Here is a 17,125-nt window from a genome sequence, read left to right on the forward strand (position 1 = left end):
GAAAAGGGCGATTGGTGCGCCCTTTTATTTTCTTTACTGTCTAACTCAATCAGTTGAGCTTGTTGCGATCATCATCGTCTTTACGCTCGTATTCCCCTTCGAAGGTATTGCCATTATCTGACTGGGAATCAAATGGGTCACGACGGAACGGGTCTTGCTCAAATGGCCCCTGGTTAGAGAAACCACCTTGGAAGCCACCGCCATGCATGGTTTTCACCACCATTTTGCTCATCAAGTATTTAGCTATCGCGGCGCGTGGCGCAGGAAGCAACACCAACATACCAAGGGCATCGGTCATAAAGCCCGGGGTTAACAGTAGCACGCCAGCCACCGCGAGCATTACGCCTTCAAAAATTTGCTGGGCTGGAATTTCACCTTGTTCAAGACGCCCCTGTACTGACATCAGTGTTTGTATACCTTGGCTACGAACCAACGATGCACCAACAAATGCCGTGATTAAGACTAGTGCAATGGTCGGCCATAAACCTAAAAAGCCGCCCACCTGAATAAATAAGCCGATTTCAATGATCGGAACAAAAATAAACGCTAATAATAAGATAGGAAACACACGCCCTCCTTTGTTTAATTCAGTGTAATGGTAAAAGCAGACTAAGCTCAAACGAATCGTTGTAAAAAAGCGTGTTCATACTGGTCTCCTTCTCTTTTAGACAAAGTAGCGGGAGCGCGTTTCATTCAATTGCATACCGATTTTTTCGTGCTTTTAAAGTGCTAATTTCGAACTCTAAAAACTCATGTTTGTCGAGGAAAATCGAGTACCCATAAAGGGTTATTAATAACCCGTTCATACTTTGCAAATTATTGACTCATGAAAAACGAAAAAGGTGATCTAGTTACTATTTTTATGCGCTAGGTGCAGTATCATGTGCCACATAAGTCAGGACGGATTTTCCAGCCAAAAATTCTGATGAATGGATTCTAGATTGCAGAAATGGCTAATAAATAACTTTATTATCAGAATTATCATCTAAGGATCCTGCTATGGCTACCCTATCTGATGCTCCAAAAACAGCAAACCCAGCCACTCGTATTGAAGAAGATCTATTAGGTCAACGTCATGTCCCTGCAGATGCGTACTACGGTATTCATACGCTACGTGCGATCGAGAACTTCAACATCTCTAATATGACCATCTCTGACGTACCAGAATTTGTACGCGGCATGGTAATGACCAAAAAAGCAGCAGCGTTAGCAAACAAAGAACTTGGCGCTATTCCAAAAGACGTTGCAAACTACATCATCGAAGCGTGTGATTTGATCCTAGAAACTGGCAAGTGTATGGATCAGTTCCCATCAGACGTATTCCAAGGCGGTGCAGGCACTTCAGTTAACATGAACACGAACGAAGTGATCGCAAACGTTGCGCTTGAGTTGATGGGTAAAGAGAAAGGCCAATACGAATTTGTTAACCCAAATGACCATGTAAACAAGAGCCAATCAACCAACTGTGCGTACCCAACAGGTTTCCGTATTGCGGTATACAACAGCGTACACAAGCTAATGGAAGCAATTGAGTACCTAAAAGGCGCATTCGAACTTAAAGCCGTTGAGTTTAAAGATGTACTGAAAATGGGCCGTACTCAGCTTCAAGACGCAGTACCAATGACAGTCGGTCAAGAGTTCCATGCGTGGGCGGTAACACTAAACGAAGAGATTCGTGCTCTAGATTACACATCTAAACTCCTCCTAGAAATCAACCTAGGCGCAACCGCAATCGGTACTGGTCTAAATACACCAACTGGCTACCAAGCGCTTGCAGTAAAACACCTAGCGGAAGTAACAGGCCTTGACGTTGTTGCAGCAGAAGACCTTATCGAAGCAACGTCTGACTGTGGTGCATACGTAATGACTCACGGCGCGCTAAAACGCCTAGCAGTGAAACTATCGAAGATCTGTAACGACCTTCGTCTACTTTCTTCTGGTCCTCGTGCGGGTCTAAATGAATTGAACCTACCTGAAATGCAAGCAGGCTCTTCAATCATGCCAGCTAAAGTAAACCCAGTTATCCCAGAAGTAGTAAACCAAGTTTGCTTCAAAGTTCTCGGTAACGACAACACGGTTTCTTTCGCAGCAGAAGGCGGTCAGCTACAGCTAAACGTTATGGAACCTGTGATCGCACAAAGTGTGTTTGAGTCTATCTCTCTACTACACAACGCGTGTGTGAACCTACGTGATAAATGTATCGACGGCATCACTGTGAACAAAGAAGTTTGCGAAAACTACGTTTACAACTCTATCGGTATCGTCACTTACCTAAACCCATACATCGGCCACCACGAAGGTGACATCGTAGGTAAGATTTGTGCAGAAACTGGTAAGAGTGTTCGTGAAGTCGTGCTAGAGCGCGGTCTGCTTACAGCAGAGGAGCTTGATGAAATCTTGTCAGTAGAAAACTTCATGCATCCTACTTACAAAGCAAAACGTTACGAGTAATAACGAATCCGAAGGGGGCCACTCAGGCCCCTTTTTTAGGCTCTCATACGGTTAACCACATTTTTTATATGCTTTTATTGCCGCTAAACCACTAGGTTCTCATTCTCTGAGCATTTACTCCTGTTCCTGAGTGTTCAAAAAATCAGAATCAAATAAAAAACTAAAGAGGTATCAATATGGTCATGGTCGAACTCTTCGTGGTTCTGCTCTTCATCTATTTGGGGGCAAGAATCGGTGGTATCGGCATTGGTTTTGCCGGTGGTGCTGGGGTCATTGCGTTGTCTTTGATCTTGGGCGTACCAACAAGCCAAGCTTACATTCCCGTTGACGTAATTTTGATCATCATGTCTGTAATCACCGCTATCGCAGCAATGCAGGTAGCGGGTGGTTTAGACTGGATGGTGCAAGTTGCTGAAAACTTTTTGCTCAAGCATCCTGAGCGCATCACCTTTTATGCGCCTATCGTAACTTACCTAATGACATTAATGGCGGGTACTGGCCACACGGCATTCTCTACTTTGCCAGTGATTGCAGAAGTAGCGAAAGGCCAAGGCGTGCGCCCTTCTCGTCCACTGTCTATCGCGGTCGTAGCATCGCAAATCGCTATCACCGCATCACCAATCTCAGCGGCTGTTGTAGCGTTCGCGGCAATGCTGCACCCATTTGGCGTTGACTACCTAACACTACTAGCAATCTGTATCCCAACGACGTTCATCGCGTGCATGATCGGTGCGTTCGTGGCGAACTTCATGGGCTGTGAGCTAAAAGACGATGCTGAATACCAAGAGCGTCTAGAAAAAGGCTTAATCAAGCTAAATACAGAAGCAAAACGCGAAATCCTACCAACAGCGAAGAAAGCAACATTCATCTTCCTAGGCGCAATCGCATTTGTCGTGTGTTACGCAGCAGCAATTTCTGGCTCTGTTGGCCTTATCGAGAACCCTGCTCTAGGTCGTAACGAAGCTATCATGACGGTAATGCTAGCAGCTGCGGCAGCTATCGTAATGAGCTGTAAAATCGATGCTGGCAAAATCCCAGCAGCAGCAACATTCCGCTCTGGTATGACAGCGTGTGTGTGTGTTCTTGGTGTGGCATGGCTAGGTTCTACGTTCGTTAACGCGCACGTTGACGGCATCAAAGAAGTGGCTGGTGCGCTACTAGCAGACTACCCATGGATGCTAGCACTCGTTCTATTCTTCGCTTCAATGCTGCTTTACTCACAAGGTGCAACCACTGTTGCGCTGATGCCAGCAGCACTAGCAATCGGTGTCGCACCACTTACCGCAGTTGCATCTTTCGCAGCAGTAAGTGCGCTATTCGTGCTGCCAACTTACCCAACGCTTCTAGCAGCGGTTGAGATGGACGACACGGGTTCAACTCGTATCGGTAAGTACGTATTCAACCACCCATTCTTTGTACCTGGTGTGGTAACCATCGCTTCTGCGGTAGCACTTGGCTTCGCATTCGGTGGTCTACTGATCTAGTAGAAACAGAGTCTTACTCGGGGAGCTTCGGCTCCCTTTTTTATTGCCTGTTGTCTTGATTTATGCTCAATAAATCTTCATTTTCATGAAACTTATTGACTCGCCTCCGGGTCTGATTGAGTTACACTAACGGCAATTATCTAAGATGAATTGACTCTTTTATGCGCGCATTACTTTCCGTTTTACTCTTAGGGCTCATTACCTTTTCCACTCCGTCTTTAGCTTTATTTGGCAAAGACCAGTTTAACAATAGCCAGAACAACAGTTTTGGTAGCAGCAGCGACAGCTTTGTTCCGGTTGATCAGGCGTTTCCATTTAACTTCTACCAGCAAGATGACAAATTGATGCTCGATTGGCAGGTACGTGACGGGTACTACCTATATCAAGAGCGCTTGTCTGTAGCTGGTGAGAAAGTATCGCTAGGCGAACTGCAAATGGAAGACGGCACACCGCATAAAGATGAATTCTTTGGTGACGTGCATATCTATACTCAACCTCTCTTCGTTAATGTACCAATGCATGATTGGCAAGACGGTGCGCGCGTGGTGGTGCAATACCAAGGTTGTGCGAAAGCAGGCTTCTGTTACCCGCCAGAAACTCGCGTGATTCCTATCAGCGCGTTTACTTCGTCGAACTCAGATTCAACAACGGCGACAACTGCATCAAAAGCAGAACAGGCACCAACAGCAACGCCACCAGCGGCGCAATCATCTACGTCTGGTGACACATCATCGGCGCCAGTAACACAGCAAGATAGCCTTGCAGCCAACCTTGCTGATAACTGGTGGACACCACTTCTGTTCTTAGCGCTTGGTGTGGGCTTGGCGTTTACACCTTGTGTGCTGCCGATGTACCCAATTCTGACCAGCATAGTGCTTGGCAGTGGCAAACTAAGCCAACGCCGTGCGCTAGGCTTGTCATTCGTCTACGTGCAAGGCATGGCGCTGACTTACACCCTACTCGGCCTTGTGGTGGCATCTGCAGGTATGCAGTTCCAAGCGGCAATGCAACACCCTTATGTGCTGATTGGCTTGAGCGTACTGTTCATCGCACTCGCTTTGTCTATGTTTGGTCTGTACTCATTACAGCTACCAAGCAGCGTTCAAACATGGTTGAATAACTTAAGTAATAAGCAACAGGGTGGCAGCAGTGCAGGCGTATTCGCCATGGGGGCGATTTCTGGACTGGTTTGTTCTCCTTGTACCACGGCACCTCTGTCTGGTGCGCTACTTTACGTGGCACAAAGCGGCGATTTGCTGACGGGTGGTATCGCGTTATACGCGCTGGCGATGGGCATGGGTATTCCGCTTATTCTTGTTGCAGTCTTCGGCAACAAACTGCTACCAAAAGCAGGTGGTTGGATGGACCGTGTGAAAACACTCTTCGGCTTTATTCTGCTTGCCGCACCTATCTTCTTACTAGAACGCATCATGCCAGAAATGTGGTCAACGATTCTGTGGTCAGCACTGGGTATTGCTGCTTTTGGTTGGCTATACCACATCAAAAACAGTCTAGAGTTTGGTGGCTGGAAACAAAGTGCCGTGGGCATAATCGCCGTCTTAGGTTTGCTAGCCTCAGCACAACCTATCTTAAATTACTGGTTTGGCAACAACACAACACAAACTCAGCAAGCCACTGTTAGCTTTACTCGCATTGCTAACGTGGCGGAGCTTGAAGAACAACTGGCACTTGCGAAAGCGGCAGGTAAACCCGTCATGCTCGATTTCTACGCCGATTGGTGTGTAGCATGTAAAGAGTTTGAAAAGTACACCTTCCATGACCCAAGCGTCGAAGCAAAACTGCAAGACTTCGTTCTTCTGCAAGCGGACGTGACCAAAAACCAAGTGCAAGACATCGAACTACTGAAGCACATGAATGTACTTGGTTTACCAACAATTGAGTTTTGGGATGCCAGTGGCGAACACGTTTCAAACGCTCGTTTGACGGGCTTTATGCAAGCCGAGCCTTTCTTAGAGCATATCAAGCAGTTCTGATAACCAGATATTCAAACGCCAGTGATGTCCACTGGCGTTTTTTATTGCTCAGATTTGAATAAGAACATTGCGTTTATATGCAATTTTCCTAATAAAAGTCGATTTGGTTCAGACTTTTAGCGAATAAATATTGTCCACTCTCTCAAAGCTGGACAATAATAAATTTAACGAAATAGTCAAAAGTGTTTAACGTCATGGATTCGACCTACACCATCATTATTGCAGATGATCACCCACTCTTCCGGAATGCCTTGTTTCAATCTATCCACATGGCTATTAGTGGTGCAAATTTGCTGGAAGCGGACTCACTCGACGCACTTCTGGCTTTGTTGGAGCGAGAGGAAGAGCCAGATTTAGTGCTATTGGATCTCAAAATGCCAGGAGCAAATGGTATGTCTGGCTTGATTCATTTGCGAGCAGAGCATCCAGATTTACCTATCGTCGTCGTTTCAGCGAGTGAAGAGCCGGCGATCGTGACGCAAGTGAAAAGCCATGGTGCATTTGGTTTTATTCCCAAGTCCAGCGACATGCGCGAATTAGTGAACGCGCTCAATCAAGTGCTGAATGGCGACCCATACTTCCCTGAAGGGTTGATCACCAATAACGCGGCATGTAATGACTTAGCGGAAAAGATTGCTGCGCTAACACCGCAGCAATATAAAGTGTTGGGAATGTTGTCCGATGGCTTGCTGAACAAGCAAATCGCTTACGAATTGAATGTTTCAGAAGCCACCATAAAAGCGCACATGACAGCGATTTTCCGTAAGCTCGGTGTAAAGAACCGCACGCAAGCCGTGATTATGCTGACGGAAATGAGCGACTAGATTGACGTCTTATCGTCAGACTTACTTTTTTCGTTTGGCAATCGGATACCGACTTTAGTGACCTGCTGATCAACAACATCAGCGACGATCCAATGCAAACCTTGCCACTCGAAATGGTCTCCCAATACTGGCGTGCTACCTAATTGCTCTTCGACAAGGTTTCTCAAACTTTTATCCAGCGGTTCATCCCCCAGATTCAAACCATACATCACGGCAATATCGGCAAGCTTCACTTCAATATCGAGGAAGAAGTCACCGAAGAATCGCGCTAGCGACGCTTTCTCTGGGGCTTCACTAAACAGTAAGCTCAGTGCATCTAAATCCTTTTCTTGTGCTAATACACACAAGGTATCATCTTCCTCAAGACGCGTACTGCCGGATGGGTGCAATAGCTCTTTACTGCGAAATACAGCGGCGATACGCGTTCCTTCCGGCATCGAAAGACTACGTAATGGCTCACCAATGCACCATTTATCTGCTTTAAGTCTATAGATAAACAGCTCCCACTCACTGGTCGGGTAAATCTCTACACCCGTACGCGAAATTGGCTCAGGCTTAGAAGGTAGCTCGACCTTTGCAAGAGACATCGCCTTAGTCAACGTGCCCCCTTGTACTATCAAAGACACCATTACTACAAAGAATGCCAAATTGAAGTACAGTTGAGCATCTGGCAACCCTGCCATCATCGGAAATACCGCGAGGATGATAGGTACAGCGCCACGCAATCCTACCCAAGAGACAAACCACTTTTCACGTGGCGTGAAACTCTTGAATGGCAGTAAACCAATCCAAACTGAGATTGGTCGGGCAAACAAAATCATCCCGAAAGCAAGCGCAAGACCTGGCAACGCAATAGAGAGTAAATTGGATGGCGTAACCAACAAACCAAGCACCAAGAACATACCAATTTGAGCTAGCCACGTCATACCATCTAAAACATGAAGAATAGAGTGGCGGCTGCGTGTTGGACGGTTACCTAATAAAAGACCAACAAGGTAAATCGACAAAATACCACTGCCACCCAAAGTGTTAGATAAAGCGAAAATAAGCAAGCCACCACTGACCGTTAAAATAGAATACAGCCCATCTGGTAATTGATTGCGATTGATAACTTTCCATAAGAGCCAGCCACCAGCGAAGCCAAGTAACGCGCCAATACCAAACTGCTTAAGAAAACTGAACGCCAAAAAGCCCGCACTTAAATCTGCGCCAGGGTTCGCTAAAATAGCAATCAGAGTTACGGTCAGAAACACCGCCATTGGGTCATTGGTGCCGGATTCAATTTCCAGCGTTGAACCAACACGTTCGTTCAGGCTACGACCTTTGAGTAGAGAGAAGACCGCGGCAGCATCGGTGGAACCAACAATCGCACCAACCAATATGCCTTGCAATAAATCTAAGTCGAATAACCACGTTGCCATCAGCCCGGTTAAAATGGTGGTGATCGCAACGCCAAATGTCGCCAAAGAGACCGAGGGCCATAACGCAACCCTAAAGCTGGCGACCCGCGTTCTCATCCCACCATCAAGCAAAATGATGGCTAATGCGAGGTTACTAACCAAATAAGCGATCGAAAAGTTATCGAATAAAATGCCGCCTAAGCCGTCTTCCCCCGCTAGCATTCCAACGGCTAAAAATACCAAAAGAATTGGGATTCCCAACTTAGAAGACACTGGGCTTAAAAGAACGCTAAGTGCGATTAACAACGCACCTATTAGAAAAAAACTGTTAATGGTGTCTGCGTCCATTCTCACCCTCCCTTAATGAAAAACGATAATAATTGTGATGAGCAGGCTACTTCGTTAATGAGGTAATGCCCTAATCTGCCTCCCCTTTACACCGTCTCAAAATGCGAGGTTGTACGAGAATGACTCAGTTATATTACTTTATTGTGCGTTAAAACGGTGATTTGATGCGAAAACTTTATGTAAATAAATTACTTGTGAGCTTTCTTATCTACGCCTTCTCTCTTTAAGAGCCACAAGATCACCACCAATACTTACACAGCATCTCCAAGTTCAATGAAGAAAAGATTAATGGCCCGTCTTAATCATGCCTGTTTATCCAATCAACCTTTAGACCTTTGGCTAACTTAACAGTTTATTAACATAACGTTTTACCCCTTTGTTCGCTGCAAAAGCCCATAATATGGGGGTTCTTCATTTTTAACACCCCGACTAAAGTTGAAAAGAGTTATTGCCAACACCTTGCTAATGTACATATTGAAACATTTCATTAACAACAATACCAATCGTAAGGAGACGGCAATGGCATTTGAAAGCGAAGAAAGAGCCAAAGCCTATTGGGACAAAAACGTGAAGCTCATGATCGGCCTAATGGTCATCTGGTTCGTCGTGTCTTTCGGCTGCGGCATTTTATTTGTCGACGTACTAAATCAATTTCAACTAGGCGGTTACAAACTCGGTTTCTGGTTTGCTCAACAAGGCTCCATCTATGCCTTCCTAGGAATTATTTTCTATTACGCATGGAAGATGCGCCAAATTGACCGTGAATTCGGCGTGGACGAATAAGGAGTCACTCAGATGGATTTGAAAACTATTACCTACCTGGTCGTTGGCGCCACGTTCATCCTGTACATCGGGATTGCTATTTGGGCTCGCGCCGGATCAACCAAAGAGTTTTATGTTGCTGGTGGCGGTGTAAACCCGATTGCAAACGGTATGGCAACCGCAGCCGATTGGATGTCCGCAGCGTCGTTTATCTCAATGGCAGGCTTAATTGCCTTCATGGGCTATGGCGGCTCAGTATTTCTAATGGGTTGGACTGGTGGCTACGTTCTGCTTGCGCTGTTGCTAGCACCTTACCTACGCAAATTTGGTAAGTTTACGGTGCCAGAGTTTGTTGGTGAACGCTTTTACTCCAACACAGCACGTATCGTAGCGGTTGTTTGTCTTATCATCGCATCAGTGACTTATGTTATCGGTCAGATGAAAGGCGTGGGCGTTGCGTTTGGTCGCTTCTTAGAAGTGGATTACTCCACCGGCCTATTAATTGGTATGTGTATCGTTTTCATGTACGCGGTTCTTGGCGGCATGAAAGGCATCACTTACACGCAGATTGCTCAATATTGCGTACTCATTCTTGCTTACACTATCCCTGCAATCTTTATCTCTCTGCAACTCACTGGTAACCCAATCCCACAAATTGGTCTGGGGAGTACCATGGCTGGTACCGATGTCTATCTACTCGATCGGCTTGACCAAGTGGTGACCGAACTCGGATTCAGTGAATACACGACCCAAGTACGTGGCGACACACTTAATATGTTTGTCTACACCATGTCACTGATGATTGGTACTGCCGGTCTACCACACGTAATTATCCGTTTCTTTACCGTGCCGAAGGTTCGCGACGCACGTACATCAGCAGGCTGGGCTCTGATCTTCATCGCAATCCTTTACACTACTGCACCAGCGGTATCAGCGATGGCTCGCCTCAACCTAATGAATACGGTAAATCCAGCTCCGGGTCAGCACCTAGCGTATGACGAGCGTCCTGCGTGGTTCAAAAACTGGGAAACAACTGGACTACTCGGTTTTGACGATAAAAATGGCGATGGCAATATCCAATACACTTCAGATGCGTCCACCAACGAACTGCGCGTTGATAACGACATCATGGTATTGGCTAACCCAGAGATCGCTAAACTACCAAACTGGGTGATTGCACTTGTGGCAGCAGGTGGTCTTGCAGCTGCACTATCTACCGCAGCAGGTTTACTACTCGCCATTTCTTCAGCTATTTCCCATGACTTAATCAAAGGGGTTATCAATCCGAACATATCCGAGAAAAAAGAGCTACTTGCTAGTCGAATATCAATGGCAGTAGCGATAGCAGCCGCAGGCTATCTCGGTTTAAATCCGCCTGGATTTGCCGCAGGTACGGTAGCACTCGCCTTTGGTCTTGCCGCTTCATCCATCTTCCCTGCATTGATGATGGGCATCTTCAGCAAGAGCATCAACAAAGAAGGCGCAATCGCCGGTATGATTGCGGGTATCAGTATTACGCTGTTCTACGTATTCCAACACAAAGGCATTCTTTTCGTCGCTGATTGGAAATATCTAGAAAGCTGGGGAACAAACTGGTTCCTGGGTATTGAGCCAAACGCGTTTGGTGCTATCGGCGCACTATTTAACTTCATTGTTGCATTCGCTGTATCCAAAGTAACTGCAGAAACGCCACAAGAAGTAAAAGACCTAGTCGAACACGTTCGCGTACCAGTAGGTGCTGGTAGTGCAGTGGATCACTAAAAACTAATCAAAACCACAAAAGCCCCGTTTGGAACCAGCCGTCCGGGGCTTTTTTATTCTCACTTTTCAGTTACCATATTCGCAGTATGTCGTTGCAAGGAAGCCAAGATGTTCAAAAACAAGCACTTTATTCTCGCTCTACTGATTGCGCCAGTTCTCTCTTTGATCGCTTACTTCGGTACCGATATGGCCCTCAGCGAGAAGCCCCACGCGGCGCAAGAAGGGGAAACTTACAAACTCGCGAGTAAGTCTAATTGTCGTTACACCAGCGGTCTGTGTGATATGGAAAATGGCGATTTTAAAGTGAAATTTCGCTCTGAAAAACTCACTAAAAATAACTTAGAATTGTCACTCAAAGCCGCTTACCCACTTGAAGGGGTTAAAGTTTCTATTGTGAGTGACAAAGAGAAAAACGCTCAACCGATTGATATGAAGCCCGCCGATCAAGCAGGCCAAAGCTGGTACATCACCTTACCAAAGCCTGCATCTGCAGAAAGCTGGTTAAGAGTCGTCATTCAATCAGGCGGCACACTATATTATGGTGAAACACAAACCGCATTTGTGAAGTACGAAACCTTATTTACTGAATAACGGCGACAAGCTAATTCACCGGTATTCAAACGACAGTGACTTAGTTTCACTCAGCATAAATGAATTCCTACTCAGCCGACGCCTTTGCGTCGGCTTTTGTTTCCGTAAGTCTTTCTTCAACAACCTCTTACTCTAAAAAGGGTTGCCAACTCACAAGTTAATTGATAATAATTATCATTACATTTAATGAGAGGTGGTTATGGACAACAAACGGGACATCTTTAACGCATTTTTTAAAGCCCAAGATAGATTCCTTCTCGCCGCACCACATGGCTTTGAGCCAGACGTGATTCATGACTATATTCATTGGGGAATGGTGTTGTCTTCCTGTTATGAACACGATGCCGATGAAGAAAATCTATTGTTGTGTGAGCTGTTTTTACGTCAGGTTTATTTCCATTTACTAGACGCAATTCAAGACTCAACTCGCAGTCGTATCTTCCGTCGTGTCTGTCTCGATTCTATCCATACACCATTATTTTGCCTCAAACGCTATTACTACCAGTTTGAACAAGGCGACGTGAAATTTCTCGCACTACAACAACAATTACGCCTGATTCAAATCTCACTCGATTAACCAAAAGGATCCCTACCATGAGCACCGAATTCCGCATAGAAACTGACAGTATGGGCGAAGTAACGGTCCCTGCAGATGCTCTCTACCAAGCCCAGACTCAACGCGCCGTCGATAACTTCTCATTCAGTCAACATAAAATGCCATCTGGTTTTATCAAAGCGTTAGCACACATCAAGCAGACTGCGGCACTCACCAACGCACAGCTAGGGCTGCTTGAGGGAGATATTGCCAACGCGATTGCTGACGCAGCTCAAGCAATTATCGAAGGCAATCATATTGAGCAATTCCCAATTGACGTGTTCCAAACGGGATCAGGCACTAGCTCAAATATGAATGCGAATGAAGTAATTGCAACACTGGCCTCCCAGCATCTAGGCGGCACTGTCAGCCCTAATGATCACGTCAACATGGGGCAAAGCAGCAACGATGTGGTACCAACGGCCATTCAAGTTAGCGCAGCATTAGCCATCGAAAAACAGCTCTTCCCGGCCCTGTCACACCTCAGCCAAACACTAGAGTCTAAACAGCAAGCATTGAAAGATGTTGTAAAAACCGGTCGCACCCACTTAATGGACGCGATGCCAATTACCTTTGCTCAAGAACTTGGCGGTTGGCAGTTCCAAATCGAGCATGCAAAACAAGCGATTGAACAAGTTCTTCCTGCTGTAAAAGCCTTAGCCCAAGGTGGTACGGCGGTTGGAACGGGGATCAATGCCGATCCACGCTTTGCAGACTTATTCGCTAGCAACCTAACCCAGTCAACTCGTATTCAGTTCACGGCCAGTGATAACTTCTTTTTCAATTTAAGCAGTCAAGATGCGATCGTCGCTCTGTCGGGACAGCTCAAAACAGCAGCAGTTGCGATCATGAAGATCGCAAATGATCTTCGTTGGATGAATTCAGGCCCATTGGCTGGTTTAGGTGAGATTGAATTACAAGGCTTGCAACCGGGTTCTTCCATCATGCCTGGCAAAGTAAATCCTGTGATCCCAGAAGCCGCAGCTATGGCATCAGCGCAAGTCATTGGTAATGACACCACCATAACCGTCGCAGGCCAAGCGGGCAACTTCCAGCTTAACGTCATGCTGCCAGTTATTGCTCATAACGTATTGGAGAGCATCGAGTTACTCTCTAACAGCGCAACCGCTTTAGCTGACAAAGCCATTGCGACGTTTGAAGTTCGCCAAGATAACTTGGATGTTGCACTCGCCAAAAACCCAATTTTGGTCACGGCTCTCAACCCGGTCATTGGTTACCTAAAAGCGGCAGAAGTCGCGAAAAAAGCCTACAAACAGGGACGCGCGATTATTGATGTCGCGGAAGAAGAAACTGATTTGGATAGAGCCACACTAGAGCGATTGCTTAATCCAGCCAAACTGACCCAAGGCGGCGTCGCAGAATAAACGGCAAACTCAGCCTATCAACTAAGATTACAAACATCGAGACCTTCATTCGGAGGTCTCTTTTTATAGCTATTTTTCAAACACTCCAATCCTAAGCGACTCGATTGAGCACCGAACGCAGCTTAAGCGGCTTAACTGGCTTAGCAATAAAGCTGAACCCATTTGCTTTGATGCCATCAAGCATATCATCGGTACGATCTGCACTGATGATGACGCCTTCAAAGCTGTGGCCTAATCTCAGGCGGCATTGCTGTAGCACTTCTAAACCAGTACGACCATCATCAAGTCGGTAATCGGAGAAAATTACATCCGGAATCCAACCATCCTCAAGCGCTTGTAGACTTTCAACTAAATCAATCGCAACTCGTGTATCGCAACCCCATCGGGAAAGTAAGTTTTCCATGCCGACTAGAATGTCAGGCTCATTATCGACACAAAGGATTCTCAGATGACCAAGTTCAGATTGCTTACTCATTGCCACGTGAACTGGATGAAGCTGAACATGATCAGCTTTATCTAGGGTGATGGAAAAAACACTGCCTTTTCCAACCCAAGAGCGCATCGAAATTTCATGCCCAAGTACCTGAGCAATTCCTTTCGAAATCGCCAAACCAAGTCCGAGACCTTGGTCGGAACGAACTTGAGTTCCGCGATTAAACTCTTCAAAAATCTCTTGCTGCTTCTCTTCTTCAATCCCCACTCCATTATCCCATACATCAATACGCACTCGCCCTTTCACGCGGCGAACACCGAGTGCGACTTTGCCATTCGGGTTATAACGAAACGCATTGGTCAGGAAGTTTTGCACCACACGGCGCAGCAGTTTGGGATCCGACTTAACCATGAGTGAGGACGGAATCATGGTGAACTCTATGCCTTGCTGTTTGGCTAACGCACTAAACTCAGCATTCAAATTCGACAACACATCATTTAACGCAAAGCCGTGCACGTTGACTTCCAACTTGCCCGATTCCAAACGCGAGATATCCAGCAAATCTCCAATTAAGTCTTCGGCAGCCTCTAAAGCACTTTCAATGTGTGCTGACAGCTTTTTGGCTTCGCTGTCTTTGGCGACTTCCGATAGTGAAGACGCGAATAGACGCGCCGCGTTGAGCGGTTGCATCAAGTCATGGCTTACTGCCGCCAAGAACCGTGATTTGGACTTCGATTCCAAATCCGAGCGCTGCGTCGCTTCCACCAGCTGCTTGTTAAGTTGTTCTAATTCTCGAGTCCGCAGACGTACCCTTTCTTCCAATGTCTCGTTGGCGTCTTTCAGTGCTTGCTCTGCATCACGGAATACGGTGATGTCGGTAAAGCTCATCACAAAGCCACCACCTGGCATTGGGTTACCTTGCACCTCTATCACGCGACCATCGGGACGAACCCGAGAAGAGGTGTGCCGAGTCCCTTGCTCAAGGTGATAAACACGGCGACGGACGTGGTCATCAGGGTCACCAGGGCCACACAACCCCTGCTCTGCATTGTGCCGAATCACATCCGCAATCGGTCGACCTACTTGAATCAGGCCTGGCGGAAATTCAAAGAGTTCTAAATAGCGTTGGTTCCACGCAACCAAGCGTAGTTGCTTATCGACGACCGCAATACCTTGTCCAATATGCTCAATCGCGCCTTGGAGTAAACCCCGACTAAAATCGTACAGTTCAGAGGCTTCATCGACGATAGTCGCCACCTCTTCAAGCTGCATGTTTCTTCCTTGCAGAGCGGAAGTAAGTACTAACTTAGCAGAAGATGCTCCAAATACCCCTGCTAGCACACGCTCCGTATGCCGAATCAGAGAAGATGGCGCTTGTTGATTCGGCATCAACTCTTCTCGTTGCTGGCTCCAGTAGGCTTGAAACGCCGCTTTAACTCGCGTTCGTCCTACAAATCTAGACGCTAGCATTTCCAGTTCTGCAACCGTAACGCGGCTCTGGTACAGACTCATATTTTCGCTTTCAGGCAGCGGTGTACCAACGAATGATGCCGATTGTAAGCGCTCACTTAGGCTTGGTCGGGTAGCCATAGAAACCACAACAAAACACACTGCATTAGCGACCACACTGAGGATCATCCCCCAATCTGAAATCGCGATATCAAAACTAGCCAATACCTCTGGTGGCGTAATCAACCAGATCAGGAAGTTATTGCTGGCGTCTCCGGCAAGCATGTCTGTTTGGCTCATTAACGTAATCAACCAGGTAGCAAAACCCACCGCGAGGCCAACATACACGCCTTTCTTATTCCCTTGACGCCAATACATACCGCCAACCAGCGCAGGAGCGAATTGCGTGATAGCCGCGAACGAGAGAAAGCCGATAGCAGACAGTGAATGAATGGTGTCCAACGCTTGATAGAAACACCACGCGCCAATCAACAAAACTAAAATCAAACCACGGCGGATCCGCAGTAATAATTCAGAAAAATGGTGATGGTTACGCTGCGTCAGTCGCATGCGACGCAATAGCAATGGCATAACCAAGTCATTCGAGACCATGATCGCTAAGGCAATCGTCGATACGATAACCATGCCACTTGCCGCTGAAGTACCGCCTAGAAACGCAAGTAAGGCGATTTCACTCGCCCCTACCGACATCGGCACACTGATGACATAAGTATCAGGCGAAGCGCCACTCAAGAGACCTTGCCCTACCCACGCAATAGGTAAAACAAAAATCCCCATTAAGATCAGATAAATGGGGAACAACCAACGAGCCACGTGCAAATCTTGAGCACGTTCATTTTCCACCACCATCGTATGGAATTGTCGCGGAAGGCAAACTATCGCCAGCATGGTCAGTACAGTATGAATCAATATAGTCGGGATATTTGGTGACTGATACGTCTGTGCGGCAACATCAATTAAGCTCAAATTCTCGGAGTTCATCGCCAACCAAACAATGAAGACACCAACCACTAAAAAAGCCAGCAGTTTGATAATGGATTCGAAGGCAATTGCCATCATCATCCCACGATGGTGTTCCGTGTTATCAATGTGGCGGGTACCGAATAGCATCGTAAAAATCGCCAATGCGACCACAACAAACCACGACACGCTATCGTTTTGATAACCAAAATCAGTAGCCAGCTCCGGAGCAATGATTTCAAGCCCCATAGTGATACCACGCAGCTGTAAAGCGATGTACGGCAAAATTCCCGCAACCGCTATGAGCGTAACAACCACGGCCAAACCTTGGGATTTACCGTAGCGTGCTCCGATAAAGTCAGCAATCGACGTGATGTGTTCCCGTTTAGCAATCAAAATAAGCCGAGCTAAAACGCGCCATCCGATGGTAAACACTAAAATGGGAGCAATATAGATGGGCAAGAAAGACCAAGGATTACTGCTGGCCTGCCCGACCGTGCCGTAGAAGGTCCACGATGTACAGTACACCGCAATGGAAAGGCTATAAATCCAAGGCCGCCAGCGCGCTAGCCACCTTTTCTGAATGTCGCCGTACCACGCGATGATAAATAAAGCTCCCAAATACGCTAAAGAAACGGGAACCACCAGCCATCCTTGCATCCGATAT

At 46.6% G+C, this 17,125-nt stretch carries 12 protein-coding genes; 9 read left to right on the forward strand and 3 right to left on the reverse strand.

Going from position 1 to position 17,125, the window contains the following annotated elements:
- Positions 1-49: 49 nt before the first annotated feature.
- Positions 50-568 (reverse strand): FxsA family protein, encoded by a 519-nt coding sequence (locus R7Z50_RS21780; RefSeq protein ID WP_033907286.1) that lies wholly within the window; start codon positions 566-568, stop codon positions 50-52.
- Positions 569-999: 431 nt separating this feature from the next.
- On the opposite strand from R7Z50_RS21780, the gene aspA reads away from it, so the two are divergent.
- From aspA to R7Z50_RS21800, 4 genes are all read left to right on the forward strand, one after another.
- The gene (gene aspA, locus R7Z50_RS21785; RefSeq protein ID WP_005382379.1) at positions 1,000-2,451 is read left to right on the forward strand and encodes an aspartate ammonia-lyase; all 1,452 of its coding nucleotides are present in this window, start codon (positions 1,000-1,002) and stop codon (positions 2,449-2,451) included.
- 176 nt (positions 2,452-2,627) lie between these two features.
- A complete protein-coding gene (locus R7Z50_RS21790; protein WP_318149257.1) occupies positions 2,628-3,935 on the forward strand; it encodes an anaerobic C4-dicarboxylate transporter in 1,308 nt (435 codons plus the stop codon).
- Positions 3,936-4,096: 161 nt separating this feature from the next.
- A complete protein-coding gene (locus tag R7Z50_RS21795; protein WP_138940505.1) occupies positions 4,097-5,929 on the forward strand; it encodes a protein-disulfide reductase DsbD in 1,833 nt (610 codons plus the stop codon).
- A 194-nt stretch (positions 5,930-6,123) separates the two neighbouring features.
- A complete protein-coding gene (locus R7Z50_RS21800) occupies positions 6,124-6,753 on the forward strand; it encodes a response regulator (protein ID WP_005382375.1) in 630 nt (209 codons plus the stop codon).
- Here R7Z50_RS21800 and R7Z50_RS21805 read toward each other — a convergent pair.
- Positions 6,750-8,501 carry a potassium/proton antiporter gene (locus R7Z50_RS21805; RefSeq protein WP_017821771.1) on the reverse strand — a complete coding sequence of 584 codons (1,752 nt, stop codon included), beginning with the start codon at positions 8,499-8,501 and terminating at the stop codon, positions 6,750-6,752. The two genes, R7Z50_RS21800 and R7Z50_RS21805, sit on opposite strands and share 4 nt — an antisense overlap.
- A gap of 519 nt (positions 8,502-9,020) precedes the next feature.
- Here R7Z50_RS21805 and R7Z50_RS21810 point away from each other — a divergent pair.
- From R7Z50_RS21810 to R7Z50_RS21830, 5 genes are all read left to right on the forward strand, one after another.
- Positions 9,021-9,284: a DUF4212 domain-containing protein gene (locus R7Z50_RS21810; RefSeq protein ID WP_005382373.1), complete on the forward strand. Its 264-nt coding sequence runs from the start codon at positions 9,021-9,023 to the stop codon at positions 9,282-9,284.
- Positions 9,285-9,296: 12 nt separating this feature from the next.
- Complete coding sequence (locus tag R7Z50_RS21815) at positions 9,297-11,024, forward strand: sodium:solute symporter family protein (RefSeq protein WP_005382372.1); 1,728 nt, start codon at positions 9,297-9,299, stop codon at positions 11,022-11,024.
- 108 nt (positions 11,025-11,132) lie between these two features.
- Entirely contained in the window at positions 11,133-11,615 is a 483-nt protein-coding gene (locus R7Z50_RS21820; protein ID WP_206971023.1) for a hypothetical protein, read from the forward strand.
- Between the two features lie 199 nt (positions 11,616-11,814).
- Positions 11,815-12,192, forward strand: coding sequence for a hypothetical protein (locus R7Z50_RS21825; protein ID WP_005382370.1), 378 nt, complete (start codon positions 11,815-11,817; stop codon positions 12,190-12,192).
- A gap of 17 nt (positions 12,193-12,209) precedes the next feature.
- A complete protein-coding gene (locus tag R7Z50_RS21830; RefSeq protein WP_206971022.1) occupies positions 12,210-13,595 on the forward strand; it encodes a class II fumarate hydratase in 1,386 nt (461 codons plus the stop codon).
- Between the two features lie 91 nt (positions 13,596-13,686).
- On the opposite strand, the gene R7Z50_RS21835 is transcribed toward R7Z50_RS21830, so the two are convergent.
- Positions 13,687-17,118, reverse strand: coding sequence for a PAS-domain containing protein (locus R7Z50_RS21835; RefSeq protein ID WP_206971021.1), 3,432 nt, complete (start codon positions 17,116-17,118; stop codon positions 13,687-13,689).
- Positions 17,119-17,125: the final 7 nt, after the last annotated feature.

This window comes from Vibrio sp. 1249-1, from assembly GCF_033340495.1.

Excerpts from the sequence above, each read along its gene's own strand:
- R7Z50_RS21815 (WP_005382372.1), top strand. The coding sequence starts at position 9,297 with ATGGATTTGAAAACTATTACCTACCTGGTCGTTGGCGCCACGTTCATC.
- R7Z50_RS21820 (WP_206971023.1), top strand. The coding sequence starts at position 11,133 with ATGTTCAAAAACAAGCACTTTATTCTCGCTCTACTGATTGCGCCAGTT.
- aspA (WP_005382379.1), top strand. The coding sequence starts at position 1,000 with ATGGCTACCCTATCTGATGCTCCAAAAACAGCAAACCCAGCCACTCGT.
- R7Z50_RS21805 (WP_017821771.1), bottom strand. The coding sequence starts at position 8,501 with ATGGACGCAGACACCATTAACAGTTTTTTTCTAATAGGTGCGTTGTTA.
- R7Z50_RS21795 (WP_138940505.1), top strand. The coding sequence starts at position 4,097 with ATGCGCGCATTACTTTCCGTTTTACTCTTAGGGCTCATTACCTTTTCC.
- R7Z50_RS21810 (WP_005382373.1), top strand. The coding sequence starts at position 9,021 with ATGGCATTTGAAAGCGAAGAAAGAGCCAAAGCCTATTGGGACAAAAAC.
- R7Z50_RS21800 (WP_005382375.1), top strand. The coding sequence starts at position 6,124 with ATGGATTCGACCTACACCATCATTATTGCAGATGATCACCCACTCTTC.
- R7Z50_RS21830 (WP_206971022.1), top strand. The coding sequence starts at position 12,210 with ATGAGCACCGAATTCCGCATAGAAACTGACAGTATGGGCGAAGTAACG.
- R7Z50_RS21790 (WP_318149257.1), top strand. The coding sequence starts at position 2,628 with ATGGTCATGGTCGAACTCTTCGTGGTTCTGCTCTTCATCTATTTGGGG.
- R7Z50_RS21825 (WP_005382370.1), top strand. The coding sequence starts at position 11,815 with ATGGACAACAAACGGGACATCTTTAACGCATTTTTTAAAGCCCAAGAT.
- R7Z50_RS21835 (WP_206971021.1), bottom strand. The coding sequence starts at position 17,118 with ATGCAAGGATGGCTGGTGGTTCCCGTTTCTTTAGCGTATTTGGGAGCT.